Source organism: Psychrobacter sp. CAM01 (assembly GCF_032842965.1).
Taxonomy (GTDB): domain Bacteria; phylum Pseudomonadota; class Gammaproteobacteria; order Pseudomonadales; family Moraxellaceae; genus Psychrobacter; species Psychrobacter celer.
Genome location: NZ_JAWJBL010000001.1, coordinates 45,605 through 71,179, shown reverse-complemented (window position 1 = coordinate 71,179; position 25,575 = coordinate 45,605). Strand labels below are relative to the sequence as shown.

Annotated in this window: 32 protein-coding genes; 15 read left to right on the top strand and 17 right to left on the bottom strand. The window is 44.9% G+C overall.

What is annotated here, in order from left to right:
* Positions 1-112: 112 nt before the first annotated feature.
* The 7 genes from R0I52_RS00395 to R0I52_RS00365 all read left to right on the top strand — a co-directional run bounded on the left by R0I52_RS00395 (position 113) and on the right by R0I52_RS00365 (position 8,648).
* The gene (locus tag R0I52_RS00395; RefSeq protein WP_317052684.1) at positions 113-292 is read left to right on the top strand and encodes a hypothetical protein; all 180 of its coding nucleotides are present in this window, start codon (positions 113-115) and stop codon (positions 290-292) included.
* A 302-nt stretch (positions 293-594) separates the two neighbouring features.
* On the top strand, positions 595-3,405 hold the full coding sequence (gyrA, locus tag R0I52_RS00390) for a DNA gyrase subunit A (RefSeq protein WP_317052683.1): 2,811 nt from the start codon (positions 595-597) through the stop codon (positions 3,403-3,405).
* Positions 3,406-3,616: 211 nt separating this feature from the next.
* Entirely contained in the window at positions 3,617-4,687 is a 1,071-nt protein-coding gene (gene rarD / locus R0I52_RS00385) for an EamA family transporter RarD (RefSeq protein ID WP_317052682.1), read from the top strand.
* A 477-nt stretch (positions 4,688-5,164) separates the two neighbouring features.
* Positions 5,165-6,235 (top strand): EamA family transporter RarD, encoded by a 1,071-nt coding sequence (gene rarD, locus R0I52_RS00380; protein WP_317052681.1) that lies wholly within the window; start codon positions 5,165-5,167, stop codon positions 6,233-6,235.
* A 231-nt stretch (positions 6,236-6,466) separates the two neighbouring features.
* Positions 6,467-7,135: a glutathione S-transferase gene (locus R0I52_RS00375; RefSeq protein WP_317052680.1), complete on the top strand. Its 669-nt coding sequence runs from the start codon at positions 6,467-6,469 to the stop codon at positions 7,133-7,135.
* A 105-nt stretch (positions 7,136-7,240) separates the two neighbouring features.
* Positions 7,241-7,501: a hypothetical protein gene (locus R0I52_RS00370; RefSeq protein ID WP_317052679.1), complete on the top strand. Its 261-nt coding sequence runs from the start codon at positions 7,241-7,243 to the stop codon at positions 7,499-7,501.
* A gap of 28 nt (positions 7,502-7,529) precedes the next feature.
* Positions 7,530-8,648 carry a ribonuclease Z gene (locus R0I52_RS00365; protein ID WP_317052678.1) on the top strand — a complete coding sequence of 373 codons (1,119 nt, stop codon included), beginning with the start codon at positions 7,530-7,532 and terminating at the stop codon, positions 8,646-8,648.
* Positions 8,649-8,662: 14 nt separating this feature from the next.
* Here R0I52_RS00365 and R0I52_RS00360 read toward each other — a convergent pair whose 3' ends face one another.
* Positions 8,663-9,640: an ATP-binding protein gene (locus tag R0I52_RS00360; RefSeq protein ID WP_317052677.1), complete on the bottom strand. Its 978-nt coding sequence runs from the start codon at positions 9,638-9,640 to the stop codon at positions 8,663-8,665.
* 218 nt (positions 9,641-9,858) lie between these two features.
* Between R0I52_RS00360 and R0I52_RS00355 the strand changes: the two genes are divergently transcribed.
* Positions 9,859-10,857, top strand: a complete 999-nt coding sequence (locus R0I52_RS00355; protein ID WP_317052676.1) for a serine/threonine-protein kinase — start codon at positions 9,859-9,861, stop codon at positions 10,855-10,857.
* A 1-nt stretch (position 10,858) separates the two neighbouring features.
* Here R0I52_RS00355 and R0I52_RS00350 read toward each other — a convergent pair whose 3' ends face one another.
* From R0I52_RS00350 to R0I52_RS00300, 11 genes are all read right to left on the bottom strand, one after another.
* Entirely contained in the window at positions 10,859-11,122 is a 264-nt protein-coding gene (locus tag R0I52_RS00350; protein WP_192993740.1) for a hypothetical protein, read from the bottom strand.
* Between the two features lie 639 nt (positions 11,123-11,761).
* On the bottom strand, positions 11,762-12,934 hold the full coding sequence (locus R0I52_RS00345) for an Arm DNA-binding domain-containing protein (RefSeq protein ID WP_317052675.1): 1,173 nt from the start codon (positions 12,932-12,934) through the stop codon (positions 11,762-11,764).
* A 214-nt stretch (positions 12,935-13,148) separates the two neighbouring features.
* A complete protein-coding gene (locus R0I52_RS00340) occupies positions 13,149-13,415 on the bottom strand; it encodes a hypothetical protein (protein WP_317052674.1) in 267 nt (88 codons plus the stop codon).
* 2 nt (positions 13,416-13,417) lie between these two features.
* On the bottom strand, positions 13,418-13,615 hold the full coding sequence (locus tag R0I52_RS00335; protein ID WP_286707808.1) for a TraR/DksA C4-type zinc finger protein: 198 nt from the start codon (positions 13,613-13,615) through the stop codon (positions 13,418-13,420).
* Entirely contained in the window at positions 13,612-13,857 is a 246-nt protein-coding gene (locus tag R0I52_RS00330) for a hypothetical protein (RefSeq protein WP_201585257.1), read from the bottom strand. Before R0I52_RS00330 ends, R0I52_RS00335 begins: the two co-directional genes overlap by 4 nt.
* Positions 13,858-13,901: 44 nt before the next feature.
* Positions 13,902-14,111: a helix-turn-helix domain-containing protein gene (locus tag R0I52_RS00325; RefSeq protein ID WP_201585255.1), complete on the bottom strand. Its 210-nt coding sequence runs from the start codon at positions 14,109-14,111 to the stop codon at positions 13,902-13,904.
* A gap of 9 nt (positions 14,112-14,120) precedes the next feature.
* Entirely contained in the window at positions 14,121-16,868 is a 2,748-nt protein-coding gene (locus R0I52_RS00320; RefSeq protein ID WP_317052673.1) for a toprim domain-containing protein, read from the bottom strand.
* A 34-nt stretch (positions 16,869-16,902) separates the two neighbouring features.
* Positions 16,903-17,094 (bottom strand): ogr/Delta-like zinc finger family protein, encoded by a 192-nt coding sequence (locus R0I52_RS00315; RefSeq protein ID WP_317052672.1) that lies wholly within the window; start codon positions 17,092-17,094, stop codon positions 16,903-16,905.
* Between the two features lie 11 nt (positions 17,095-17,105).
* The gene (locus R0I52_RS00310; protein WP_317052671.1) at positions 17,106-17,267 is read right to left on the bottom strand and encodes a hypothetical protein; all 162 of its coding nucleotides are present in this window, start codon (positions 17,265-17,267) and stop codon (positions 17,106-17,108) included.
* The gene (locus R0I52_RS00305) at positions 17,260-17,538 is read right to left on the bottom strand and encodes a hypothetical protein (RefSeq protein WP_317052670.1); all 279 of its coding nucleotides are present in this window, start codon (positions 17,536-17,538) and stop codon (positions 17,260-17,262) included. The genes R0I52_RS00310 and R0I52_RS00305 overlap by 8 nt, the downstream gene beginning before the upstream one ends.
* A gap of 39 nt (positions 17,539-17,577) precedes the next feature.
* Positions 17,578-17,772, bottom strand: a complete 195-nt coding sequence (locus tag R0I52_RS00300) for a hypothetical protein (RefSeq protein ID WP_317052669.1) — start codon at positions 17,770-17,772, stop codon at positions 17,578-17,580.
* Between the two features lie 118 nt (positions 17,773-17,890).
* Here R0I52_RS00300 and R0I52_RS00295 point away from each other — a divergent pair, with 118 nt between their 5' ends.
* The 3 genes from R0I52_RS00295 (at position 17,891) to R0I52_RS00285 (ending at position 19,339) form a co-directional block, all read left to right on the top strand.
* Positions 17,891-18,331: a helix-turn-helix transcriptional regulator gene (locus tag R0I52_RS00295; protein ID WP_317052668.1), complete on the top strand. Its 441-nt coding sequence runs from the start codon at positions 17,891-17,893 to the stop codon at positions 18,329-18,331.
* 218 nt (positions 18,332-18,549) lie between these two features.
* On the top strand, positions 18,550-18,774 hold the full coding sequence (locus R0I52_RS00290; protein ID WP_317052667.1) for a hypothetical protein: 225 nt from the start codon (positions 18,550-18,552) through the stop codon (positions 18,772-18,774).
* Positions 18,767-19,339 (top strand): DUF2335 domain-containing protein, encoded by a 573-nt coding sequence (locus R0I52_RS00285; RefSeq protein ID WP_317052666.1) that lies wholly within the window; start codon positions 18,767-18,769, stop codon positions 19,337-19,339. The genes R0I52_RS00290 and R0I52_RS00285 overlap by 8 nt, the downstream gene beginning before the upstream one ends.
* Positions 19,340-19,383: 44 nt before the next feature.
* Here R0I52_RS00285 and R0I52_RS00280 read toward each other — a convergent pair whose 3' ends face one another.
* From R0I52_RS00280 to R0I52_RS00265, 4 genes are read right to left on the bottom strand one after another with little or no spacing between them, the layout of a single operon-like run.
* Positions 19,384-19,986 (bottom strand): hypothetical protein, encoded by a 603-nt coding sequence (locus R0I52_RS00280; protein WP_317052665.1) that lies wholly within the window; start codon positions 19,984-19,986, stop codon positions 19,384-19,386.
* Positions 19,987-19,997: 11 nt separating this feature from the next.
* Positions 19,998-20,843 carry a Bro-N domain-containing protein gene (locus R0I52_RS00275; RefSeq protein ID WP_317052664.1) on the bottom strand — a complete coding sequence of 282 codons (846 nt, stop codon included), beginning with the start codon at positions 20,841-20,843 and terminating at the stop codon, positions 19,998-20,000.
* Between the two features lies 1 nt (position 20,844).
* Positions 20,845-21,042, bottom strand: a complete 198-nt coding sequence (locus R0I52_RS00270; RefSeq protein WP_317052663.1) for a hypothetical protein — start codon at positions 21,040-21,042, stop codon at positions 20,845-20,847.
* Entirely contained in the window at positions 21,032-21,205 is a 174-nt protein-coding gene (locus R0I52_RS00265) for a hypothetical protein (protein ID WP_317052662.1), read from the bottom strand. Before R0I52_RS00265 ends, R0I52_RS00270 begins: the two co-directional genes overlap by 11 nt.
* 133 nt (positions 21,206-21,338) lie before the next feature.
* Here R0I52_RS00265 and R0I52_RS00260 point away from each other — a divergent pair, with 133 nt between their 5' ends.
* The 4 genes from R0I52_RS00260 to R0I52_RS00245 all read left to right on the top strand — a co-directional run bounded on the left by R0I52_RS00260 (position 21,339) and on the right by R0I52_RS00245 (position 24,523).
* The gene (locus R0I52_RS00260) at positions 21,339-21,638 is read left to right on the top strand and encodes an Arc family DNA-binding protein (RefSeq protein ID WP_317052661.1); all 300 of its coding nucleotides are present in this window, start codon (positions 21,339-21,341) and stop codon (positions 21,636-21,638) included.
* Positions 21,639-21,640: 2 nt separating this feature from the next.
* Positions 21,641-22,270: a hypothetical protein gene (locus R0I52_RS00255; protein ID WP_317052660.1), complete on the top strand. Its 630-nt coding sequence runs from the start codon at positions 21,641-21,643 to the stop codon at positions 22,268-22,270.
* A gap of 225 nt (positions 22,271-22,495) precedes the next feature.
* Positions 22,496-23,629, top strand: a complete 1,134-nt coding sequence (locus tag R0I52_RS00250) for a DUF262 domain-containing protein (RefSeq protein WP_317052659.1) — start codon at positions 22,496-22,498, stop codon at positions 23,627-23,629.
* Positions 23,630-24,523 carry an MAE_28990/MAE_18760 family HEPN-like nuclease gene (locus R0I52_RS00245; RefSeq protein WP_317052658.1) on the top strand — a complete coding sequence of 298 codons (894 nt, stop codon included), beginning with the start codon at positions 23,630-23,632 and terminating at the stop codon, positions 24,521-24,523. It begins immediately after the preceding gene.
* Here R0I52_RS00245 and R0I52_RS00240 read toward each other — a convergent pair.
* Positions 24,509-25,525 (bottom strand): DNA cytosine methyltransferase, encoded by a 1,017-nt coding sequence (locus R0I52_RS00240; protein WP_317052657.1) that lies wholly within the window; start codon positions 25,523-25,525, stop codon positions 24,509-24,511. The genes R0I52_RS00245 and R0I52_RS00240 overlap by 15 nt on opposite strands.
* Positions 25,526-25,575 lie beyond the last annotated feature (50 nt).

Genomic DNA, 25,575 nt, shown 5'->3' with positions numbered 1-25,575 from the left:
TAAGTTAACGATACTCAAACGGATAAATCGTCTGACAATCCACCAAACTGTGTCCATGAGGTTGGACGCAGTTTTTTATGCCGCTTAACGAGCCACCGATAAGAGAAACCCTATGAAATCTATCTTGTTAGCACTACTGGCTTGCGCCATTATCACTGCGCCCATCAGCCAAGCACAAGCTCGAAACACACCTTGTTCAGGGAAAATGGGCGGGGTGTCGCACTGCTCAAAAGATGGCAAATTTGTTTGTCATAACGGCAAGATTAGTCAGTCTAAAAAGATCTGCCGCTGACCCACAAAAAATAGAGAAAAAAAGTCAAAAAAATGACCGCTAATCTCCTGATTCGCTTGGTTTTAATCCTGTGCAAATGCCCCTAATACGGCAAATTTGTGCTAAAATAGCTTCTTTTATAAAACGTTACTTTTAACAAAAACCGTATCACTATTTTCTTGTTGTTTTGTGCGCTGAGTGGGGGTTTTTTGGGGTTTATATTTCGATGATAGCTGCATTTTTTGGTAGCTGTATTTTTGTATGACCCAAAGACATTTCAAGCAGTGTGACAGTATCAGAAAAAAGTGAGTGAAGGAGTGTATATGAGCGAATCGGTCAGTCCTATTGGCATCGTAGATGAACTAAAGCAGTCGTATTTGGATTATGCGATGAGCGTGATCGTCTCACGTGCGCTGCCTGATGTGCGTGATGGGTTCAAGCCTGTACACCGCCGTGTGATGTATGCCATGCACGTGCTATCAAACGATTATAACAAACCCTACAAAAAATCAGCACGTGTGGTCGGTGACGTCATCGGTAAATATCACCCACATGGTGATAGTGCGGTTTATGATGCTATCGTGCGTATGGCGCAGGATTTTAGTCTGCGTTATCCGATGGTCGACGGCCAAGGTAACTTTGGCTCCATCGATGATGATCCACCGGCGGCCATGCGTTATACCGAAGTTCGTATGACCAAGCTTACGCACCAGATGCTTGCTGACTTGGATAAAGACACGGTCGATTGGGAAGACAACTATGATGGCTCTGAGCGCATGCCAAGCGTGATGCCAGCGCGTATTCCCAACCTACTGGTCAACGGCGCAACAGGTATCGCCGTTGGTATGGCGACCAATATGGCGCCGCATAACCTGACTGAAGTCATCAATGCTTGTCTGGCCTATGCCGCAAATCCGCAAGTTTCAGCAGAAGAGCTGATGTCGCATATCTCAGGCCCCGATTTCCCAACGGGCGGTATTATTTATGGCCGCGCGGGTATTTTAGATGCCTATCGCACCGGTAAAGGCCGCTTGCATATTCGTGGGCGCTATCATATCGAGCCGATGAGTGACACAGGTGTCAACCGTGATCGCGAGCGTATTGTCTTTACCGAAGTGCCGTATCAGGCCAACAAAGCTAAGCTGATTGAGCGTATCGCCGAGCTGGTACGAGACAAAAAAATCGAGGGCATCACCGAGATTCGTGATGAGTCGGACAAGGAAGGGATGCGTATCGCTATTGACTTGCGTCGTGGCGAGACGGCTGAAGTCATTGTCAATAATTTGTTTTTGCAAACGCCGCTAGAGTCGAGCTTTAGTATCAATATGGTGGCGCTGGATAATGGTCAGCCAAAACTGCTGACTTTGCGCCAGCTGATAGCCGCCTTTGTCCGTCACCGTCAAGAAGTGGTGACACGCCGTACGATTTTTGAGCTAAACAAAGCGCGCGTCCGTGGTCATTTGCTCGAAGGTCTGACCGTTGCGCTCGCCAATATCGACGATATCATCGCTACTATCAAAGCCTCGGCCAACCGCGGCTTGGCACGCGAGAGTTTATTAAATAATACATGGGGCTCCGGTAGCGTCGTGGCGATGCTAACAGCAGCTGGTAGCCAGTCTGTGCGTCCTGAATTTATCGAAGGCGAAGACCCAAAAGCGCCGTTTGGTTTGATCGAAGGTGAGGAGCGCTATCGCTTATCACTTGAGCAGGTCAATGCGATTTTAGACATGCAGCTGCACCGTTTGACGGGGCTTGAGCAAGACAAGTTGACCGAAGAGTACCAAGATTTGCTGCGTGAAATCGCTCATTTGGAGTCGATTCTTGGTGATTTTGATAAGCTGATGAGTATCATCTCTAATGAGCTTATCGAGATTCGTGATAACTTTGGGGATGAGCGCCGTACCGATATTATCGACTCGCGTATGGATTTCAACCGTGAAGATCTCATCCCTGAGCAGACTGTTGTGATGACTGTCTCGCGCACCGGCTACGCCAAGACTCAGCCCATCGATGATTATGTGGCGCAAAAACGCGGCGGCAAAGGCAAGTCGGCAACTGCTATGAAAGAAGACGATGTGATAGATCACTTGGTGGTGACCTCGACGCATGCGACCGTGCTGTGTTTTACGGACAGCGGCCGCGTCTTTAGCTTACGTGGGTTTGAAGTGCCGATTGCCAGCCGCGGCTCGCGAGGTCGTCCATTGGTCAACCTCATCAGTTTGGATGCTGACGAAACCGTCACCACCATTTTGCCTATTCCAAAAATCGTCGAAGAGCTGTCTGGCAATGCTGTGAGTGATGACGATGATGAGAGCTCAGAGAATAGCAATGAGGCCGAGCCACCGTTTGTTTTCTTTGCCACTGCCAATGGTACGGTGAAGCGCGTAGAGCTCAAGCAGTTTGCCAATATCCGCTCAAATGGCTTGATTGCCATTGGTCTAGAGGACGGTGACAAACTGGTGAGCGCCCGTATCACCAACGGTAGCCAAGAGGTGATGCTGTTTGCATCGAGTGGTAAAGCCATTCGTTTTGATGAAAACGATGCCCGCGCCATGGGCCGTACTGCCAAAGGTGTACGCGGTATGCGTTTGGCTGATGATGAATTTATCAAATCACTAGTTGTTATCGAGGATGATGTACGCGAAATCCTTATCGCTTGTGAAAACGGCTTTGGTAAGCGTACCTTTATCGACGAGTTTAATACGCAAAACCGCGGCGGCGGCGGTGTGATAGCCATCAAAACCAGCGCACGTAATGGCGCACTGGTGCGAGCGACCAAGGTTGACCCTACAGACGATATCATTCTAATCTCGGACAAAGGCACGCTCGTGCGTACGCCAGTTGAGCATGTGGCCAGCTCTGGTCGTAACACCCAAGGCGTCACCTTGATTCGTCTATCGAAAGAAGAAAAGCTGGTGGCGATGGCGCGAGTCGAGCACGAAGAGAGCGACGATGAGCTGGTCGATGCCATGCGTGAAGACGGCACCTTTGAGGTAGCAGGCCAAGCGCAAATCGATATCGATGCAGTGACCGATGACGCGGCGACGACCGATGTGCACGATGTGATCGACATTGCCAACGATCCTGTATTAGATGAGACAAATATTGAGGGTGACAATACCGACGATAAATAACGGTTTCAGTAGTTTGCTTTTGCTCTAGTTTGGCATTTTTGCTCTAGAAAAGGCCTCTGACGTTATCGTTGGAGGCTTTTTTTTGGATGTTATTTATCGCTTATAGGATGTTGTCTTTGATAATCCTTTTTATCTTTTATGACCACTGTTTATGCTGATCTTTGAATGATACTTACTGATACCTAAAAAGTGCTAAATTGAGGCTGTTGTTATGCTGACGACCAATCAAACCTTTCAGGGGGCTATCGCGTCGATATCATCGAGTGTTTTATTTTCGATGATGTTTTTATTTGGGTTATTTATGCAGCCTTTGACGGGCACGCAAGTGGCGTCATGGCGTGTGTTGATGATGCTACTCAGTCTGGTGCTGCTGGTTAGTGTGAGCAAGCAGTGGCAGCATGTTTTCGATTATCTAAAAACGCTCAAAACCGCCAAAGACTGGCTGATATTTATACTGCCAACCCCGATATTGGGTGGGCAGATTTGGCTGTTTATGTGGGCACCTGTGAACGGTTATGGCCTTGATGTCACTTTGGGGTATTTTTTATTGCCGCTGGTGATGATCGTGCTTGGTCGCTTTTTTTATCGTGAGCCGATGAGCCTGCTGCAAGGAGCGGCGGCGCTACTAGCGGCTTTTGGTATTGGTCATGATATCTTGCAATATGGCTCGGTATCGTGGGTGACGCTGTTTGTATGCTTGGGCTATCCGCCGTATTATCTGCTCAGGCGGACGATTGCTGTGCCACCGATTACAGGATTGTTGTCTGATTTGACGCTGCTGACGCCAGTGGTGCTGCTGATGCTCTATGCCAGTGGCGGCTTTAGTATGGCGGCGCAAAATATGAAGTTTTGGTATCTATTGCCACTGCTAGGCGCTTTTAGTGCGCTGGCGATGTCGCTGACGATGCTGGCCAGTAGCAAGTTGCCCGTGTCGCTATTTGGCGCGCTTAGCTATATCGAGCCTATGTTATTGTTTGTATTGTCCATCACCGTGCTCAGTCAGAGCTTGGATGAAGGAGGCTCATTGTTTATGTATGGCATGATTACGGCAGCGCTGCTGGTGATGATTGTCGATAGTGCGATAGGTTATCTGAGTCGTCGCCGTAGGGATCATTTGCATGGCTACCGCGAGCCACAAGTAGGTGGCTTTCCGCCGCGCCGTCGCCTGATAAATCGCCGTATTGATGGCGTACTAAAAGCGCATCGGTTTCGTAAAATACGCCGTTATCAGCGAAAAATGGATAAAATCCAGCGAAAAATAGAGCAGTTAGATGCTAAATAAAGCGCCAAACTCGTAATGATATAGTTGCTTCTAAATAAAACTGGCATGCAAGATACTATGTGTCAGGCGCTACTGGTATAAATTTTCTTTGCTTGCTGGATGACTTAGTCACGCCAGAGGCGGCATAAAATCCATTCCAGTAGTACGGCACCTGTCTGAAAGTAGATCGGCTATATAAAAAATTAAAGACTCGTTAAGTGGATGTATTGCTTATCTATTCTGACTTTGTCATAATGCTGGCTATGATATAAGTATGAGTCATTTCAAGCGTTTATCTTGTGATATGTCACGACAGATGATTGTATTAGCCTGCTTTTAACACCGAAGGGTTTTAGCACGATTGGCGACGTACAACCTGCGTGTACAATGAGATAGACAACAGGTCTTGTAGACAAAAGCCTCCGACGTCCGCGTCTGAGGCTTTTGTTTTTTTCTAAAATTGCCAAGGACGTGCGCTTATCTCAAAAGGCTGTTTTTATGCTCACCACTACCCAAACGTCGCAGGGCACCATCGCTGCCGTGGCAGCAAACTTTTTATACTCATTATTGTTTTTATTTGGTCTGTTGATGCAGCCGCTATCTGGGACGCAAGTCGCCTCGTGGCGTGTGCTGATGATGCTGCTGAGTTTGGTACTGCTGGTCAGTGTATTAAAACAGTGGCAGCATATTTTTGATTATCTAAAAACCCTAAAAACACCCAAAGAGTGGTTTTTATTTATCTTGCCGACGCCGATACTGGGCGCCCAGATTTGGATATTTATGTGGGCACCAGTCAATAATCTGGGGCTTGAGGTAACGCTGGGGTATTTTTTGTACCCGATGATTATGATCATGGTGGGTCGGTTTTTTTATAATGAAGCGATGACGCCGCTACAATGGGTCGCCACCATCTGCGCAGCTCTGGGCATCGCGTATGATGTTTGGCAGTATGGCGCGATTTCTTGGGCGACATTGTTTGTCTGTCTGGGTTATCCGCCTTATTATCTGCTGCGTCGCAAGCTGGCAGTACCGCCCATCACCGGCCTTATCTCTGATTTGGTGCTGCTGACGCCAGTGGTGATGATCGCCCTTTATATGAGTGGCGGGTTTGCGCTGGCGATCACTACCGATAAATTTTGGTATCTGTTGCCGCTGCTGGGTATCATCAGCACCGCGGCGATGTCGCTGACCATGGTCGCCAGTCAAAAGCTGCCCGTCTCGTTGTTTGGCACGCTATGCTATCTTGAGCCGATTTTTTTGTTTATCTTTTCGATTACGATATTGCACCAAAGCATCAGTGAGGGCGGCTCATTATTTATGTACGGCATGATTTTTGTCGCGCTACTGATCATGATTGCTGATAGTGCGCTTGGCTATAGAGCGCGTCGCCGTGATGATCGTCTGCATGGCTACAATGAGCCACAAGTCGGTAGCTTCCCACCGCGTCGCCGCCTGACCAACCGCCGTATCGAAGGGGTGCTTGCGGCTCATCGTTTTCGTAAAATCAAACGCTATCAGCAAAAAATAGACAAAATGACACGCAAGATAGAGCAGCTGCATTCAAAGTAAGGCGATTATTTATCGGGTGATAGGTTTGATTTTTTAGCCATGGTTTTTTAGCCATAATTTTTGCCCGCGTGCGCCACAGTTTGTGTGTTAATGACAGATGAAGTGCGCTATTATCGAGCAGTATGCACGCCAAGCGCTGTCACGGACAAACGCCGTTACTGCCAAGCGCATCAGGCGCAGGACACTTTGTCTATATGCTATTGCTCACTCACATAATAACTAGGACGGTTTATGTTACATCTTCATCATTTAGCAAACTCACGCTCGTTTCGTATCTTATGGCTGTTAGAAGAGCTAAACGCCGATTATGAATTGACGTGCTACGAGCGCAACAAAGCGTATCGTGCGCCTGATAGCTTAAAAAAAGTGCATCCAATCGGTCATGCGCCAATGTTGGAGGTCAACGATCGCGTGCTGATTGAGTCAGGATTTATCATCGAGTATTTAATCAAGCATTATGATACCGATAAGCAGTTCAAACCTGCTGATGACAACGAAGCGGCATGGGAAGCTTATACCTTTTGGCTACACTTTGCCGAAGCATCGTTGATGCCGCCGCTAGTGATGCGTTTGGTGTTTAGCAAAGTCGTTCAGCAGTCGCCGATGCTCATCAAACCTGTCAGCAAAAAAATCCAAAGCCAAGTGGAAAAAAACATGATTAGCCGCAGCCTAGATAGTATGCTGGGCATGATGGAGCAGCACCTACAGGACAATCATTGGTTTGCTGGTAGTGAGTTTAGCGCCGCTGATATTCAGATGCATCTTGCCGTCGTCGGAGCCAATGCAGGCTCTGGTTTGGATAGCAGTAAGTACACCAATATTTTAAACTGGCTAAAACGCTGCGAAGAGCGTGAGGCGTTTAAACGTGCCGAAGAAAAAGGCGGGCGTTTAAAATTCTAAACAAAGCGAATGGTATCAACGATTAGGATACGCTCTAATTATTGATTTAAAACTAACATAAAAGGTTTTGTTTATTTATAGACAAAACCTTTTTTAGGATAAGAAATGACAGACTTGAATAAGCCCAATAGGACACCGACTGACAGTGAGATTGCAGCCAAACAGCATATAGAGGCGGCAGAGGTGAATAGCCAGCAAGTATCTATCAAAGCGTGGTCACAAAAGCTGCTGGTGGTGATTTTGTGTGTTGCCAGCTTTTATGGTGGCTGGAAATCTTATGAGTCCAATATGGTCAATGAATGTACGGCCAATGGTGGGCAAATGGTACAAGCACAAAGGACCATGCTATGCCAGTCGCTACAGTAGATGAGGGTTTAGCTAAAAAAGGACGTCTATGTTAAAGTTCACCTTTTTGGGCACCTCCGCTGGCGTGCCAACCAAGCAGCGTAACGTGACTGCTTTGGCGATAGAATGCATCAATCCTTATAGCTCGGGGGTAAGTCGACAACAAAGCAAAAAGTCGCGTCCTTGGGTGTTAATTGATTGCGGTGAGGGCACACAGCAGCAGCTGCTTCATACCAAGCTATCTTTGCATCAGCTACAAGCCATTTGTATCACTCATGTGCATGGCGACCATTGTTATGGTCTGCCGGGGCTGCTTGCGAGTGCAGCCATGTCAGGACGTACTGCAGCGCTGACGCTTATTGCGCCCAAAGCCATTGCCAAAATGCTTGAGGCGATGAGGCTGACAACCGAGCTGTATTTGCCATTTACCATTGATTTTATGGCGATAGAAGATATATTGTCTGAGCCAGATGATGAGCACAAAGGCGATGTAACTATCAATGTAGACCACCAACATCAGCTGGTTATAGACATTCATCCGTTGTCGCACCGCGTCGCCTCTTATGGATTTGGCATTACTCAGACGATCAGCCGCCGTACGCTGAATACTGATAAATTACTAGCCGCTGGTATCCCAGCCAGTACGCTGTGGGGCAGGCTGCAGCAAGGCCAAGATGTCGTGACCGAAGACGGACGCATGTTGTCGTCTACTGAGTATGTCGATGACGATATGCAGCGTACCAAGGTTGTGATTGCAGGCGATAATGATACGCCAGAGTGCTTATATGCGGCGGTCGTTGATGCAGATTTACTGGTGCATGAAGCCACTTATACCCATGAGGTGTTAAATAAGATACAGACAAAAAATCCAGACTTTGATCCGATGCACAGTAGCGCGCAGCTGATCGGCAAATTTGCCCAAGATAGCGGACTGCCAAACTTGATATTGACCCATTTTAGCGCACGTTATCAAAGCTTTGATAATCCGCAGAGTCGTACGCCAAACATGGCGCATATTCGTCTGGATGCCCAAAGTGCTTATACCGGTAATCTATGGCTGGCCGCAGATTTCGACCAATATATAGTAAATGGCGCTGCAGACTTGATAGACGAAGAAGCAGGTAGCTGCGTGCAGTACTTAGGTTCTGCACGCGCTCCTAAAAAATGACTGGTAGCCGGTATTTAAGACAGACGGTCCTCAGCAGCCAACTGCGCTTGTCCTATCCAGTAGCGGCTAAACTGATAAGCCACTCGCCCCGAACGCCCGCCGCGCTCTGATGCCCAGCGTAGGGCGGCGGCTCTAATGTTGTCAGGTAGCGTCTTATTGGTTGCTTCGACATCAATGTTATTAACATTACTTTCTTTACCGTCATTCGCATTATCTAGCGTGCGACTTGGGGAAAGTGATAAATAATGGCGGACGATATGTAAATAGGTGTTTTGATCCATCGGGTGAAACGACAGCCATAAGCCAAAGCGATCAGACAGCGATACCGTCTCGTCGATGGTCTCATAAGGGTTGACTTCATCGGTTTGCCCATTATAAATATTGACATTGTCTTTCATCAGCTGCGGTAAAAGGTGCCGACGGTTACTGGTGGCATACACCAGTAACCTGTCTTGTTCGGAGTCCAGCGCCCCGTCCAACACGCTTTTTAAGGTACGGTAACTCTCGTCTTGACCGTTAAATGCCAAATCATCACAGTACACGATATAGCGGCAATCGGTGTCCGCTGGTAGGGCGCGGATGGCGGCGCGTATCTTATCAAGTACGCGCAAATCATCACGGGCGATTTCGATGATACGTAGCCCTTCGCTATGGTAGGCTTGTAGCAACGCTCGAATCAGCGATGATTTCCCTGCGCCGCGAGTCCCTGTCATCAAGACGTGATTGGCCGGATAGCCCTTTAAAAACTGCCGTGTGTTTTGCACCAGTTTTGCCTTTTGTCTATCGATACCATGCAAATCATCCAGACTTAAAAACAAATTGACTGCCAAAGGCTCCAAGCGCCCGCGGTGACCACCGACCCAGCGATAGGCCAGCTGCTGAGGATCGATATCGATCTTTGGTGTGACTTGCTCTTGCAGATACTGCCCCAGTAGCTTTAATAGCGGCTCTGGCAGGGCATAATTTATAACGGATGTGGAAGACTGGGACATAATACTGGGTCGCTTATAACAGGAAAAATATTAACGAAAATAGGTACCGTCCTACTGGTATTTATTTTTCTTGCGTGCTGTGCCTACGCCGGCAGATGCTATGCAAAATGAATACCAGTAATACATGACATCAAGTGTGTCAATTTTATGTCGGTTTGACTATATAAAATGACGATATAAAAATACAAAGTAATTCTAAATAAAGGCCTTACTTTAGCATGAAAGACAATGCCAGTAATTCATCGTCATCGTTAAAACAAGCGAAGACATCGCCCGTATGGCAGGCTCATGCTCAGCAGATATTGCCTGTACTGACAAAAGAATTGGTAAAATTGCAGTATTGTCAGATATCGCACTTGCGCATCGGCGTACACGCAGCCGACTATCAGGGTTTGAGCCGTGCCATACACTCACAGTTTGGCCCAGTGCTACTAAAATGGCAATTAAGCGAGCATCATTGTCAGCAGAGCGCTCAAGCGGTATCTAGCGGCATCTTTTATGAGTATGGCGTCATCACCGCGCTGTCTGCTCTAACGCCATATAAGCGCGTGGCACCGCCACTACTGGCGCATCATAAGTTACGTCTGCACATCACAGCGCCGCCGTCAGCGCTCATCGTTGTGGTGATGCCATATTATAAAAACGGCAGTCTATCACAGTATCTAAAGCAGCCGCTGCCCGCCCGTCAAAAGCATCAGCTTATCATGCAAGCGGCACAAGTAATCGCGCAGCTGCATCGCGCAGGCTGGCTGCATAATGATATTAAACCCAGTAATATCTTGCTAGATGATTTGGCGCCATCTCATTTTTTATTAAGTCAGGCTGATGATAGCAGCCTCAAGGCTGACTTATTATTAACTGATTTTGCGTTGGCCACTCGTGTGGAGGCATCAACCGTAGGTCATCTTGCGGGTACACCGGCGTATCTGGCACCTGAGCGCTGGCAAGGACACGCCGCATCGGTACAGAGCGATATCTATGCGTTTGGGATTATGCTGTATGAGATATTAGTGGGGGTGCGGCCGTTGCAGATTGATACACAAAGTCGTGAACCGCTCAAGGCTTGGGCAGTCCAGCACTGTCAGCAGCCAATTCCAAGGCTACCACCAGCATACCGCCATTATCAACCTATTATTGATCAAGCACTGGCAAGGCGAAATAAGGAAAGATATTCAAATATTAGGAAATGTTTGAGAGATTTAAAAATAGCTTATTAATTTATTTACCATATTTTTCGATTATCTGCTTCAAAGTTAAACCATCTTTTATAGTATTATTTCCGACCACATCATCTACTGACAAATTGCCAACTATAGGTATTTCACCTTTAGGAGTTCGTCTATAAACAAGTTCAAAAGTTCGTGGTAATTCTCCAGTTTGATTGTAGTGACGAATAGTGAGTCCATATTCTCTTGCAAGCTCAACCATAATGCCAAAAGTAGAACTTATGTCACCGTACTCAACTTTGTTGTTATTAGTCATTATCATACCCTTAACAAAAGACATTTTGTAGAGAATTTAGTAAACTTTAAAAGTTATAGACACAAAAAAACCTGCATTAAGGCAGGTTTTAATATTTGGTCTAAGATGTACTATCCGAAAATGGTGGGGCTGGAGAGACTCGAATTTTCTATACGGAATTTTTGCGACGTGGTTGGTTAGATTAAGTGATTGATATAGCAGCGTTAAAGGTGTTGTATAGCAAGATAAGTGCATCCCATGCCAATCCCACGCTTAGATAGAGAGACAATCAGGTGCGTGTCGGTGACGGTCTTGTTTTGGATGTTTTAAAATTTTAGGGGGTGGTCTGAAAACTAGGTAATATATGTAATCATATTGATTTTATTAGGTTTATTTTGTAATTTAAAGGTAATTATTAGGTAATTGATTACAGGTATAAAAGGTATTAATTAAGAAATTATAAATACTATATATATCATGCACTTACTTTAAATATGTAATTATTATTACTTTCTATTACCTGATTCAAGTAATTGTTATTTGTATATTTATCAATGGCTTATGTCTTATTTCTTCGGGGGTTACTTGGATTACATGATTTGCAGACCCCTGCCTGATTTTATTTTCATTTTTGCAGATTGGTACAAGAAAAAGCCCTCGTTATTGAGGGCTGATAGTGAATTTCAATGCGCTGTCTAGGTTGCGGATGATGTGCCGCGAATCGCTGGGTATAAATTTACCATAGTGGCGATGTATCATGTCTGTGCCCGCATGACCAAGTTGGTTGGCCAACCATTCTGCGCTGATTGCACCTGTTGATAGCACTTGACTTGCGTAGGTGTGTCGTCCGTTATTTAGCGGTCGGTAGTCAATGTCGCATAGTTTCAGGTGGCGTTTCCATCGCTTTTCTAGTTGCGGATAGGTGTAATGCATGTCTGTGCGCTCGTTGTACCAAAGCCAAGTCAACTGTTGATTCTGATAGGTATGGTTGTCGCGATCAAGTATGTCGACTGTTTGTGCTGCATTGGTAGCTACCAGCGCGGATTGATTGGCCAATGCATTTACAACGATGGGTAGTAGCTCAATTTGCCGGTTACGGCGGCGGTTTTTGGTGACGCGGTGCTGGCCTTTGACAAAGCCGCGCTTGATGTGAGCGGTGGCTTGCTTGATGTCGATATCCTCAACTGCTAGTGGCATGAGCTCATGGCTGGATAAGCCCGACCAGAGCATAACGGTCCAAAGGTTGCGTAGGGTTTGATCGGTTTCACTATTGATGATGGTGCGGATTTCATCGCGGGTGAATGGATTGATGTCCTCTGGGTCTTTTGTAGTCAGCTTGATATATTGGCTGGGGTCGTTAGGATGCTTTTGATGCCGCGCCCAGTAGCGCCAAATGCTGCGCCATAGATTGAGCACGTCGATGATGGTTTTGGGTGATAGCTTTTTTTTGAGTACTTGATAGACCCAGTGCTCGATGTCTTCAGCATTTATTTTGCTTATCTGCTTATCGTGCCAATATGGCTCTATGTGGTTGGCTACTTTGCTTTTATATGTTTTCCATGTTGATGGGGAGACGGTGCCAGATTCAGCGGTTTGCCAAACTGGGATGTAGTGGCCAAAGAATGCGGCTTGGCGCTTGGGGGAGTCGGGGAAAACTTGGTCACGGTTGAAGATACCCATGCTGATTTGTTGCTCTACCATGTCTGCAATGCGCTGTGCGTGAGCCTTGTTTGCTGGGGTGGGCGGTGTATCAGTGAGGGTTTCGCTGTCCTTTTTGCCGTCGATGTACCAGATAATACGGATGCTGGTTTTTAGGGGTTCAATACTTGCCATTATGTCGTTAATCCTTGCGCTTACATGCTGTTTAATAGGCTTAAACACCTGATATACCTAGCTTTTACAACATTTTCGCGCTATAATAAAGGTCTGGTTTGGTAACTATGGAGCCACTGAAAAGTTCTTGGTTTGGGGCTTTTGGCTCTAACTGTTTGATAAAACAGCCTTCACAATGGTGAGGGCTGTTTTTTTTATGCCGATTGTACTGCTTTCATTTGATAAACCTGTCATCAATAATTATTGAAAAAGGGTTGTCTATGTTGAGCTTCATTGTCTTGGCTTTTTTGTGCGCTAGTCTGGTCAGTTCGTCTATACCGTAGGGTTTATTGTTATGTAAGATGACGCTACCTTCTGGCATCTTTTTGATGGGTGATTTTCTGCCCATGCGATCACGGTTTAGATGCTCATTGACCATACTTTCATCAGTTGCTATGCAAACTTTGTCACGACAACGATATAAACTTAGTGGTAATGGCATGACTACCTCCGCCGCTCAATGACACTTTGGCAATCAATGCAGCGGGTGACGCCTCCCAAACGCCGACGGCGCTCGGGAATATCTTCACCGCATTCGACGCATTCAGCTAGTGATGGCGTATCAAAGCGTTGGGCCTTGGCTAGGTTTCTATTTAACTCTTCTTGCGCCTGGTCGTTGGCGCGGTCGATAATGTCGCTCATTGGTCTTTTCCTATTTTAATTTCTGTGAGTGATTCAAATTTACGCTCTTGGTAGACTTCGATCTTGCAGCGCATTTCGATCTTGTCTTTATTAATGCTGTAATGCTTGCCTTGATAGAGGTCTCGCTGCTTGTGCGTTGGGTGCATCGAGCAGTCAATCATCTGACCGCTTACGGTGTCGAAGGTCAGCCAATGTAAAGGGCTTTCACGGTTGTAAGGGAATAGGGCGCGGACTAGGTTCATTGTTTATTCTCCGCAATCGCCTTCGCTGTCTTTAAATTCGTAAGTCATTTTCTTAATCCTTTTCTCATAAATTGATAACCATTGGTTCTATTACCAAAGTCAATTAAACCTTCTTCTGCCAGTCGTAGTGCGTGACGTTGAACCGTGCGAACATTCATCTCTGTCTCTGCGGCTATTTGCTGTGGACTCATTGGCTCATCGTTATTATTGATAAGTCGCATAACTCGAAAGAGTTTTTCTACTGGACCGCTCATGACCACCCCTTAACTAAAAATTAAATTCTTTGGCATCTCAAACACCCAGCAGCGCATTGAGCGTCCTGCTATTTTTGATGCCACGACCTTGTTTGCGGCGACAAACTTAAATTGTCGTGACTGGCGTAGCGCGTTGTGCATATCCGCTTGCGGCGGTAGGTCATAACGGTATTCGTTTGCTAGCTGATATATCTCTGGCATACTGATTGCCAACAAATTGGGGTCTTTACTGTGATTGATATGTAAGCGGCGGATATGATGACCTGCGCCTTCGATCTCATTGGGTGCGGCGTTTAAGCGCTCAAGCACATCAAAAAACTGAATATTTAGTGGATGCTCGGTATCAAGCGTCTGATCTCGCTCGGTTGCCATATTAAATACTTCTTGCTTTACGGCCCCATCCACCCGCTGTAAATCTGGCAATATCAGTTTCATAGCATCAAACAGTGCCAATAGCTGGGCGTGACAGTGAGCGACACGGAAGGCTTTGATACCGCTGTCCTTTAGCCAGTTTTCATGCTGCATTTTGGTATCAAAAAACGTCTGCAAAAACTTGTCTTCTACTTTGAGCGTATCAATCAAAAAGTGGCTAACATCTTCAGTTTGTAATGCCTCAATTCGACGCGCCGCTGCCTCGCTATCGCGGGTCTGACGCTCGACGGTAAAAAACAGATGACAGATACGGCTTAGCACGGCTTTGGAGGCGACGACTGGTAAGTTTTGGCTAATCACAATCGTGCCGCGAAACGGTGGCTCGTAGACTTCATTGCCGGCCGACTTGACGCCACGCGTGCCAATGGTGCCGCCGTCGTATAGGTTTTTTAGTTCGTCCCAGTTGAACTGGCTATTGCGGCCAGTCCCAGCGCCATCACGGTCCGACTCAATGAACACGCTTGGCATGTTTGAAGTCTGTGACAGTGAGCGCAGGCGCCCGGCCTTGGTGGTTTTGTTGGGGTCGATACCCTCATAAGAGTCACGGCCTATCAATCGCCAAAAAAAACTCAATAGCGTTGATTTACCAGTCCCAGGCTCGCCCACAATCTCCATAAATGGATAGGATTTTTGACGCTCGCGGATCTGCTGAGCAAACAGGCTACCCATAAAACCCACTAGACTAATGACGCCTTGGACGCCCCAACCAGTTATGATGTCCGCTAGCCAATTTGCAGGTTCTTTGGGTTTGTCGCCTATGCGGATATTTGGACTGGCCGCTAATGTCTTTAGGCTCTTATTATTGGGCAGGTCAAAATAGTCGTCTTTATTGAGCGCGTAAGTCACACCATGACGGATTGCGGTATCATTGAAAATATAGGTCTGGTGGTCTTTGCTGTAGCCTATAAAATCAATGGTCTCAACGGTCTTGATACCGTTAATCATACGACCTAGCATGATGTCGAGTTGCTTGGAATTGCCTTGGTAAATGACACCTGGGGCGACTGACAATAGCCGCTTTTTAAACTCACCAGCGGCCGACAGTTGACTGCCAGTAAAGGTGTTTTTTGTATCACCTTGAGGCGTGCGGATACGAAAGAAATACCACGATTCATCAGTGACTAAGTTTTGCTGATAATAGAGCGCTTGCGGTTGGCAGTTCATGATCTGAGTGACACTCATGCAGGACTGCATCAGATCGTCATGCCATAGTTGATACGCTTCTTTGAGTTCTTCTTCAGTACTGAACAGGTCTTCTGTCGGTTCGCTGTCGGCATCCATCTGTTTGGCTTTATCAAAGCTTTCTGTATCGACTTTTACCCAATAGGTACAGTGATTAAAAAACATATAAAAGCTGGTCGTGCCATATTGGTTATAGGTGAGCAGCGCCTTGTCTTTCGCCGTATCGGCAATGAGCAGCTCACCGTAAAAGCGGTAGCGTTCAAGGTCGGTCTTGGTGAGTTTTCCGGCCTTATGCAAGTCGTTCCAGTCTACACCGTCGCCGTACTCACTTGACTGAGCGGCGGTGACCTCCCAGCCGTTTTGGCGTGCGGTGGCCACCAGCTTGTCAGTGGCTTTGCGTCCAGCGTGGTCGCTATCGAGTGCGATGATAAGCTTGGGTTGCGGCTTACCAAGCTCTGCCATTCGCGTCTTTATTTGCGCTAAGGTGTGCGCTGGGAAGTTTCCGGCGGTGATGTTGCTAATGGCATGTAAGCCGTTCTCAGTCAATGCCATGGCGTCAAAGATACCCTCAGTGATCCATAGTTCTTTGACATACGGCCAGACGCCATGCTGTAAGTGCAGCTTTGGCGGTAGCCAAGCATGGCCTTTGAACTTAAAGCCTGTCTGTACTCGTGCTTTTTTGATGTGGGCAGCTGGCTCTATCAGTCGTTCCCAATAGCCGATGGCTTGGCCATCGCTGGTGATATTGAAGCGCACGCTGGGGCAGGTGAAGTCGGAATAAAAATCCTTGAACACTTCTTGGGTATAGCTGCCTTGCCATTTGACAATATCAAAGCCGCGCCCAGACTGAAGATAAGCATCGGCGGTGGCGTTTGGATTGCTAGGCGTTGGTGGGTTTTTCTTTGTCCAGTTGGCAAAGATGTCTGGATAGATGTCACGGGTAGAGGCTTGATAGCCGCATTTGTTGGCGCGGCCACATTGGATGGTCCAAGGGCTATCGGCGCCAGTGAATAGCTCCTTTTTGCCGCATGACGGGCAGCGGCCATAACGCAAAAATTGTCTATCGCTTGAGAATTTGAGGGCGTAGTCTTGAACGAGCCGATTGATCAGCTCGTTACGGGTGTCGTCTTGCATGGTTTGCATAATAGTGCTCGTTTGGTTTGGTAAGTGGTTTGGTTTATGCCTGCGCTGTACTAGTCGTCTCGATGTCCATCAAAGAAGGTACTACTGAGCGTATAAACTCTTGCTGAGTGACAAACACATGGCCGCATTCTTTGTTTTTGCAGCAGTGCACCAAGTCGCGTAGATGTTCTGTGATGACGTAGGTGCGTTGAACGCGGGTTAGGGACTTGCAAACAGGGCAGATCATAAAAACCTCTTTTAGTGTTTGATGATGAGTTGTAAATCGGTGTCGGTGTCAGCTAGTGCTTGTCTCAATGCCCACGCGACAAACTCATCAATGCTCATCCCGCGTGCAGTAGCCTGCTGCTCAAGTAGGCGCTGCTCTGCTGGGGTAGGATGAATATAGATATCGTTAGGCATGACTGGTGACCCCTGTAGTACTCTGTGGTGACTGCGTCCATGCCCAGAAGTGATTCAAAGGCATCTCGACTGTGTTTGATGACGGCAGTATCATGGCAATAGGTTGTTCGCGGAACATCAAGTCATGGATCTTGCTCATAGCTAACTGGCGGACGAGGGTAGCGAGCTCCACACCTGAGCGTTCAGCATGGGCCAGTAAGATTTGATAGTCATAATGATCGACACTGACTTTGATGGCGTTATCGCGTAGTTTTTTGGTGTTTGGGTTCATGGTTTGGTTTCCTTCTGGATTTGGTTTGGTTTGCTCGCCTTATCTTTCTAATTGGCGTCCGTTTTGATAGCGGCGAAGCGCGACAAAGCTCATAGAGCGATGCTCACGCTTGGCTGTCTGCATCAGCTCTTTGTGTTCGCTTGGCGTTAGTCGCAATTGCAATGATTTGCGTTTGCCCTGTTTTAGGTGAGTTAACTCTCCCTTAGGCGTTGCTTGTAATGTTGTTTGGGTCATTTGGTGGTATCCTATAGTTAAATGAAAGCGTGTTATCTTGGTACGGTTTAATAATACATTCAAATGAACGTATTTGCAATCATATTATACATTCAAATGAAAATATAGGAGATGGGTTGTGGAATTTTTGAACATGGGGACGCGATTAGAGTCTGAGCGTCAGCGTTTGGGGTTGATGGCAGTTGAAGTCTATGAGGATCCGACTATTAAGATTGCTCAAACCACATATAAAAACTATGAAACAGGCAAGCGTGATATGCCCTCGTCTTTGCTTAAAAAGCTATGGGATATGGGTTTTGATGTGATGTATGTCTTGACAGGTCAGCGTTTGGAAGATATTGCTCTGGATGTAAAAAGACATAGTGGTGCACCAAGCTATCACCAGCGCCTGGTACATCTACCTGAAATTATGGACTTAGATAATCCATCGGATAGGCTGCTGACGGCGATGTATCATGCAGAAGAAGCATTGGTGCAAGCTGGGGCAAGTGCTAACGAGGACTACGATTACAAGACATTAGGGCAGCTCGGCTTAGGTCTGCTTGATAGCGTCAATTGACTGTATAGATATAAGTGGTAAGCTGACATTTCGGCGAGTATTATGTTTACATACATATCTCGATAGATTCGCGATATAGCAATGTGCTACACTTCGACTATAAACAATCTTCATTCCTGAAAGATCGTTTATATAACATATAGATGAGTAACCAAGTATTGTCTCCGTGCGAGGCAGTACTTAAAAGCATTTGTATATGTAGAAAGGGAGAAGTAAATATGAAAACTCAAGCCAAAAACAACCGTCATATCACGCAGTCAAGAAATGCAGCCGCGTTTGGTATACAAGATGGCGTGGCTGGTGGTTGGATTACGCCTAATTATCTAAGAGCAAAACCCAGCAATTATTCGCCAGGTAGTAAGCAGTATTTTGAAAGCGTAGCTCAACAGTTGAATCGTTCTGTTGAAGCATATAAAAGAGAGCTGGAAAACTCCTATGGATAGAGATCCGAAAGCTACAGAGCATGTCGATGATGCCGCCAAGCATAAAGACAATGATCAACCTGATTATTCTCCCGATAGTCAGGTTGAAGCGTCTTTTAGCGATGAAAGTCCAGATGCTTTAACTCAAGGCTCTATGCAGAACTCCATTCAAAATGCGCAGTTCAATATCAATAACCCCATTATGCCTGCAAAAGAAATGGCACAGCTCGAAGAAGCTTATCCCGGAGCCATTGATAGGATACTATCCATGGGGGAGCTTGAGCAGGCCTTTACTCATCAAGTTCAAGAACGTTTGCAAGGCGAGCATATCAGGCTCAATGATAGAAATATCGAAATGAGCAGAGAGCAAACTGAACTAACCAACAAGAAAATAAATCTAACAGCGGTATTAATAGTTATTATGGTTGGCTGTGCCGTAATCCTGTTTGCTTTTGATAAAACTATAGGAGGAGTGCTGATGGTAGCTCTATCAGCAGCTGTTGCTATAATATTTGTATTGGGTCAGTCCCCTGATAGTTTGTTCAATATCTTTAAAGCAAGTCCTCCAAATAATCCAGATGAATAAAAAACCAGTCCGCTAAGACTGGTTTTTTTACTGCTATTAAGTTATTAGAATGCATTGTCTGACATGTCGTTTTGACTGTTTATCAAATCCAGCAAATCGCTACTGGTCATACTGATACGAGCATTGGGATCTGCGACATGTAGTGTCTCCGCCATATCAACGATGACGGAACGTAGCGATTGGATGGTGTCTTGCTGCTCCATCCATCGCCGACCGGCATCGCATTTGTCAATTTCATCTGCCAGCGCTTCTCCAAGGTCAATCTGAGCCAGCTCTTCGGCCAGCTCGTCAGTCTTTGCTGGTTGACTATAGTCCAAGCGGATGGCGTTAATCTGTTTGCCATTAAAATCAGAGTATGTGCTAATGGTTCCGTTGAACAGCAGTTTTGGAAACTCTAAGCCTTTTAGTGCGTCAAGAATATCGTCTTGGCTGTAATCGCCTTCGCGGCGCTTTATCAGTAACCACTGAATTTGATTTAAGTCGAGCGTCATAATATCACTAATATTAGGGGTGTGGTCTATGACGTGACCTTCTTGCTGCTCGACAAATAGCGCATTAAATAAATTGCGTATGATGCGCTCGTGATGTTGGCTGATGTCGGCTTTCATTGTGTAGTCACGTAGACTTTTATTTGATTGAGTAGTCATGATAGTACCCTTTATACTTTTGCAATGGCGGTTTGGCCAAACGATTTGATGAATATCCAAACACGGCGCGATCTATTGGTTCGCTCGCTCGCTATGACAGCATTGGCACGATAGAAGCGCGGCGTCGTGCTCAGGCGTAGCGCCTTATATAACAGGCTGGTGTCTGGTAGCTGCCACGGCTCTGCTAACTCATAAACCTCGGGAATGCTAATCGCTAACTCATGTGGCTTGTGACTGTGGTTGAGCGCTTTGATGTCTTGAGTGGCGATAAAGCCCCAAAACTGGTCAAGGGCGTATTGCATCTCAGGCGTCATGACTGGGGCTGGACTGGTAGTGGGTACTTTACTGCCCAGTACCTTATGTAAGGCGTTAATGACTTGCTGCTCGGTATGGCCTGTAAGCTGTGCCATCTCGGGAATGGTCATCGAGCGGGAGTAGCGCACCCAATCGGCATCGGTGATAGCGGGTGGCTGCTCGATAGCTGGTGTGCTGACCTCACGGTCTAGGATATCAAGTACCCACTTGCGGAAGTCTTTGGCGACTTTGGTACGGGCAAACATGGCGATTAGGTGGCAGCCTCGTAAGGAAAATATTCTTATCGCCATTTTGCGTTTACTACCATTTATTCCATTGGTCACTGATTCAGTGACCATTGTCATGCCTGAAGTAAACTCGCTTGAGTTTGCATTAAATAGATTAGTGACCGACTTTGAGTTTTTATAACTTAACGCTTTTGCTAAATCACTGGCGGTCATCCAAATCTGGCCGTCCTTGATGATAGACTGTAGGGTGTGGCCATTAAATGACATTGCCATGACTTCGTTGTTCGCTTTATTTGTTGTGTTATAATGTGACATACTAATTAGCTCCTTGAGCTGATTGGTTAAAAGAGTTAACTTTAATCAAGTTAATTGCTTTTGTAGTGAAGGCAGAAACTTCTTGGCGGGAGTGGTCTGCCTTTTTTAATGCCTGTAATAAATGCAAGTGAGCATGGATAAGCTGCTGATTGCGGATATAGGTGTTAATCTGCTGGGTGGTGTTGGGACTACTTATCATCGTTACTTTCCTCTTGTGCAGCTTTATATGCTTTGTCCAGATGCATGGTGATTTCGGCTGATAACGTGCGGTAGTTTTCGGCGGCGTGAGCTTTTAGCCAGTGATGAAGTTTAGGGTCAAGCTTAAGCTTGTAATCAATGGTTTGTTTTCTAGCATTTGCCATTTCTTATTCCTTTTTAGCCATGGTAATATGTTTAAACCTTAAAGGTTCATTAACGTACCTACTAGGTACGTTAGGTACTTTATTCTTTTAAAATACACATGTCAACACCTAGTAGGTACTTGAAGGAAAATAAATGACTACTCAAACTGAGCCTCAGTACAAGCTTAGACTCTCTGAAGAACTTCGAGATAAAATAAAAGAATCGGCGAAAGCCCATAACCGTTCAATGAACGCTGATATCGTTGCTCGGCTTGAATCTAGCTTTGCTATAAACGAGGCTTATTTCCCTGGCTACATTCCTGGCTATGATAGTGGTGTTCGTCATACTATAAGTGATGAGTTGTTTGATGGAACTGGATTAACTAAAGAAGAGTTTGTTGAGTTTGTTCGTTTGTTTATTAAGAAAGGTCTGCATGAGGAAGGGAGTAAGTAACTATGTCTAGCTTAAAAGCGGGCTTTTATATAGGGTTGTTGTCATTAGGCATGTTTGGTTGTAGCGAGCCTGAACCACAAGTTATTGATGTCGATGAAGCAGCTGCTAATGCTGGACTTGCATCAGATGAGTATGAGACGCATGAGAATGGGGCAATTGAGGTTAAAGCGCCTGAAGATAATTCAACGGCAGAGAACAAAGTTCTATGGTATCAAGATGATTTAAGCGAGCCTGTTGAAACTGTGGGCATGCTCGATGGGAAAGCTATTTTGGCTAGTGCAGGGTTAGAACCGGCCGAAGTGGAAGACTCTGTCGATACTGAAGGTGAGCCTAAAAAACTGTACATCATGAATGACGAAAGCCCTCTATCCGCTTGGTTTTCTCATAGTCCAAACAATATCTCGTTAAACTGGTATATGTATTCAGACGAACCTAAAACTACTGAATATAGCCAACAAAGTTTAAAAGATGCTTATAAATTGGCTAGAGCTATGGCAGGTCGTGAGGGTGCGGATGCTGTTATGTACTTGTCAAATGGTGGTAAATACCGTAGTAAACCAGTAGGTGGGCATCCAGCTACCGGCCAATGCAATAATGGAATTTGCTTCATTCATATAGACTTAAAAAGTTAGAAAATATTATGAATTTACAAAATAATATATGGATGACGCTTTGGCTTGAGCACTTCTTGCAACATGCTACGTTGGTTACAGACTTACCATTTGGATGGGGTGTCTATCGTGAAGCAGTAGACTGGGACTGACAAAAGTTAGATATTTATTGATGAAAGCGTGTCATAGTGATACGCTTTTGTTTTGTAAAAAAAACAATTTTCGTATGTAAAGGGCAGTAGAGGCATGGGATACCAAAATCAACTTTTCAGTAGATTAGACTTTGCAGAAACTGAAAGAGAAATTAGAGATAATCAAAAGCAATTTGACTTTGATATTAGAGAATATCCGATTGAAGTTATTGCTATGAAATTCAACCCATCGCAAAAAGATCCTGAAATATTTATACCTGATTATCAGAGAGAGTTTGTCTGGTCTGACAAACAAAAATCTCTGTTTATTGAGTCTTTACTTATAGGTTTGCCTATTCCTTATCTATTCGTTGCCGATATTGATGAAGATGAAGATCCATATACTGAAGGCAATGTAGAGGTCATTGACGGAGCACAAAGAATCCAAACCATTTATGCATATTTAAACGATCATCTGTCTTTAACTGGTATGGAACGATTGAAAATTTTAGAAGGCAGCTTATTTAGTGATTTACCTCCTGTACGACAAAGACGTTTTAATCGTAGTACTATAAGGATGATTGAGCTTAAAGATGTTGATGAAGATGCAAGACGTTTAATGTTTGATCGCTTAAATAGTGGAGGCACTAAGCTTACAGATATGGAGAAGTGGATAGGAACAAAAAATAGTCGTTTTATAGACTTTATCAGACGTCTTGCGAGCGACGACCTATTTATGACTATGACCCCAATGCCTGCATCTAAGGAGAAAAGGCGTGAAAGAACAGAATACGTTTTACGGTTTTTCGCTTATAGAGACAGATACCTAGAGTTTGGTAGAAGGAATGATGGAACAACAGATAATAGTGTTCTTGGTTTTTTAGATGATTACATCAATGATATGGACGAATCTTTTACTGAAGCTACAGAGAACAGTCTAGAAACCCAGTTTATAGAGATGCTGCATTTTGTTCGTGATTATTTCCCAAATGGATTCAGGAAGTCTGCTACTTCAAAGGCCGTATCTAGGATTCGTTTTGAAGCTATGTCTGTTGGGGCAAGCTTAGCACTTTCGGAGGACTCTAGCATTTCTCCAACTGATAATTACTGGGCGTATGAAGACCCTGATTTTTTAGCAATGATACGTTCAGATGCTAGTAACTCTAGACCAAAAATTAAGAAGCGAATAGAGTTTGTAAAAAATAAGCTGTTGGGTGATGAAGTGAATTTAGAGGATGAGGTGGAGTAGATGCAAATTAGTAATGCGAATCTTCAGTTCGCTTATGAAAATTTCCAAACAAGATTACAGGAAGTAAAAAACTATGTTGTTTTTGTAAAAAAACTAGCTGATATATCTTCTCCAGTGGTATCAGAAGAAAGATACATTGAAAAATATATAGATGATGAATTAAACTCTTCATTTAATTTGAATTCACTTTTTCCTATACAGAGAAGAGTTGTAGATCCTTTACAGCAGAGAACGGAAACAGACAATTTTAATTGGATAAATGTTCTTACCGTTGAACCTCAATCGACTAGAACACCTACAAGAAGTGATTTCGCATGTCATAAGATAGATAGGGAGTTACAAAAGACATTAAGAGCTTCAACATACCTCTTACTCTATAACTTAATGGAGTCAACAATGAGTGAGTCTATTAATGCTATACATGAGACTATACGAGATGAAAATCGTAATTTACTAGAACTTTCAGAAAAACTGCATAAGGTGATTTTACAGTCCTTCAGTAAGGGTTTAACTAATGAAAAGGTTTCAGAGTTTTCTAGAGATAATGCAGATATCCGAGATAGAATATTTGATTTAGGATACGATAAAAAGAAACTTTTTAGTGGAAATATTGACTGTGGAGTAATAGATGAATATTGTAAGAAATATGACATCAGAATTTCACCATATAAGATTGATAGTCAACCTTTACTCTGGAATCCAGATAAAATAGAGGATATCAGGAAAAAGCGTAACTCCCTAGCTCATGGCTCAGAGTCTTTCGCACAATGTGGGCAGAATATGCCCATTGATTCTATTGATGATAACCTGCAAAGCGTTGAGGCTGTATTGATGGGTGTGTTTAACGGGTTAAATAACTTTTTAACCCGTCAAAAATACCTACGCGCTCCTTAATAAGCTAATCCCAACAACTTCGCCTAGTCTGACAGGAACTGCATTTCCAATCATCTTACCAATAGATTTAATGTGAAAATCATCTTTACAAAACTGGTAGTCTTCTGGAAACGTCTGGAAGATTGCTGCCTCTCTTAGTGATATGGCTCGATGCTGTGAAGGATGGCCAAAGCGCCCATTACCAAAGCCAAAGCATTGAGTCGTCATTGTTGGCGCAGGTTTGTCCCACTCCATACGACCATAGACACCACTATAAGACTTGCCTGAATCTTTAGTGTGACAAGCTGCTAATAATTCTTTAGGCCAATCTTTCCATGTGCCGCCTGGTTTAGATGCTTTTATCCGCTTCATATTTAACTCACTTAATTTTGAACATATATGGAGCGCATCTTTTTGGCTCTGTTTGCCAGCATACAATACGGGTAAGTTTTTGATGACCTCTCGCACTGTTACAGGCTTATCATGTGTTGGTGGTATCAGTTTAATATTTTTTGATATTAAGCTAGCTAACAGAACATGCCGTTTGCGCGTCTGTGGGATACCATACTGTACACAATCAACCTTATTGGCAGATACGGTATATCCTAACTCTTCAAGCTTGGATACAAAGTCATGATATACCTTATGCTTAGTGACATCAGGAACATTTTCCATGGTTACTAGCTCAGGGCGAACTTCTTCGATCAATCTCATGAAGTGATAAAGTAATGGCCACTTTTTATCTAAAGTGGTGTCTTTACCTTGATTGTAAGTCGAAAAAGGTTGGCATGGCGCGCAACCTGCTAGTAGGCGAACAGCGCCTTGTGAGTACCAACTGTTAATTTCATCCGCTGTGACATCAGCCACGTCTTTGAGAACAAAGCTAGCCTTATTATTATACTCATAGCCATACTGGCAAGAAGGTTCTATATCATAGCCAGCTTTTACCTGCACACCAGATTTAATAAGACCTGCCGTAAGACCGCCTACGCCACAAAATAAGTCAACCGCTTCAATATTCATCACATATCTCCTCTACGTTAGAATGATACACTAACTCTTCGAAAAACTCG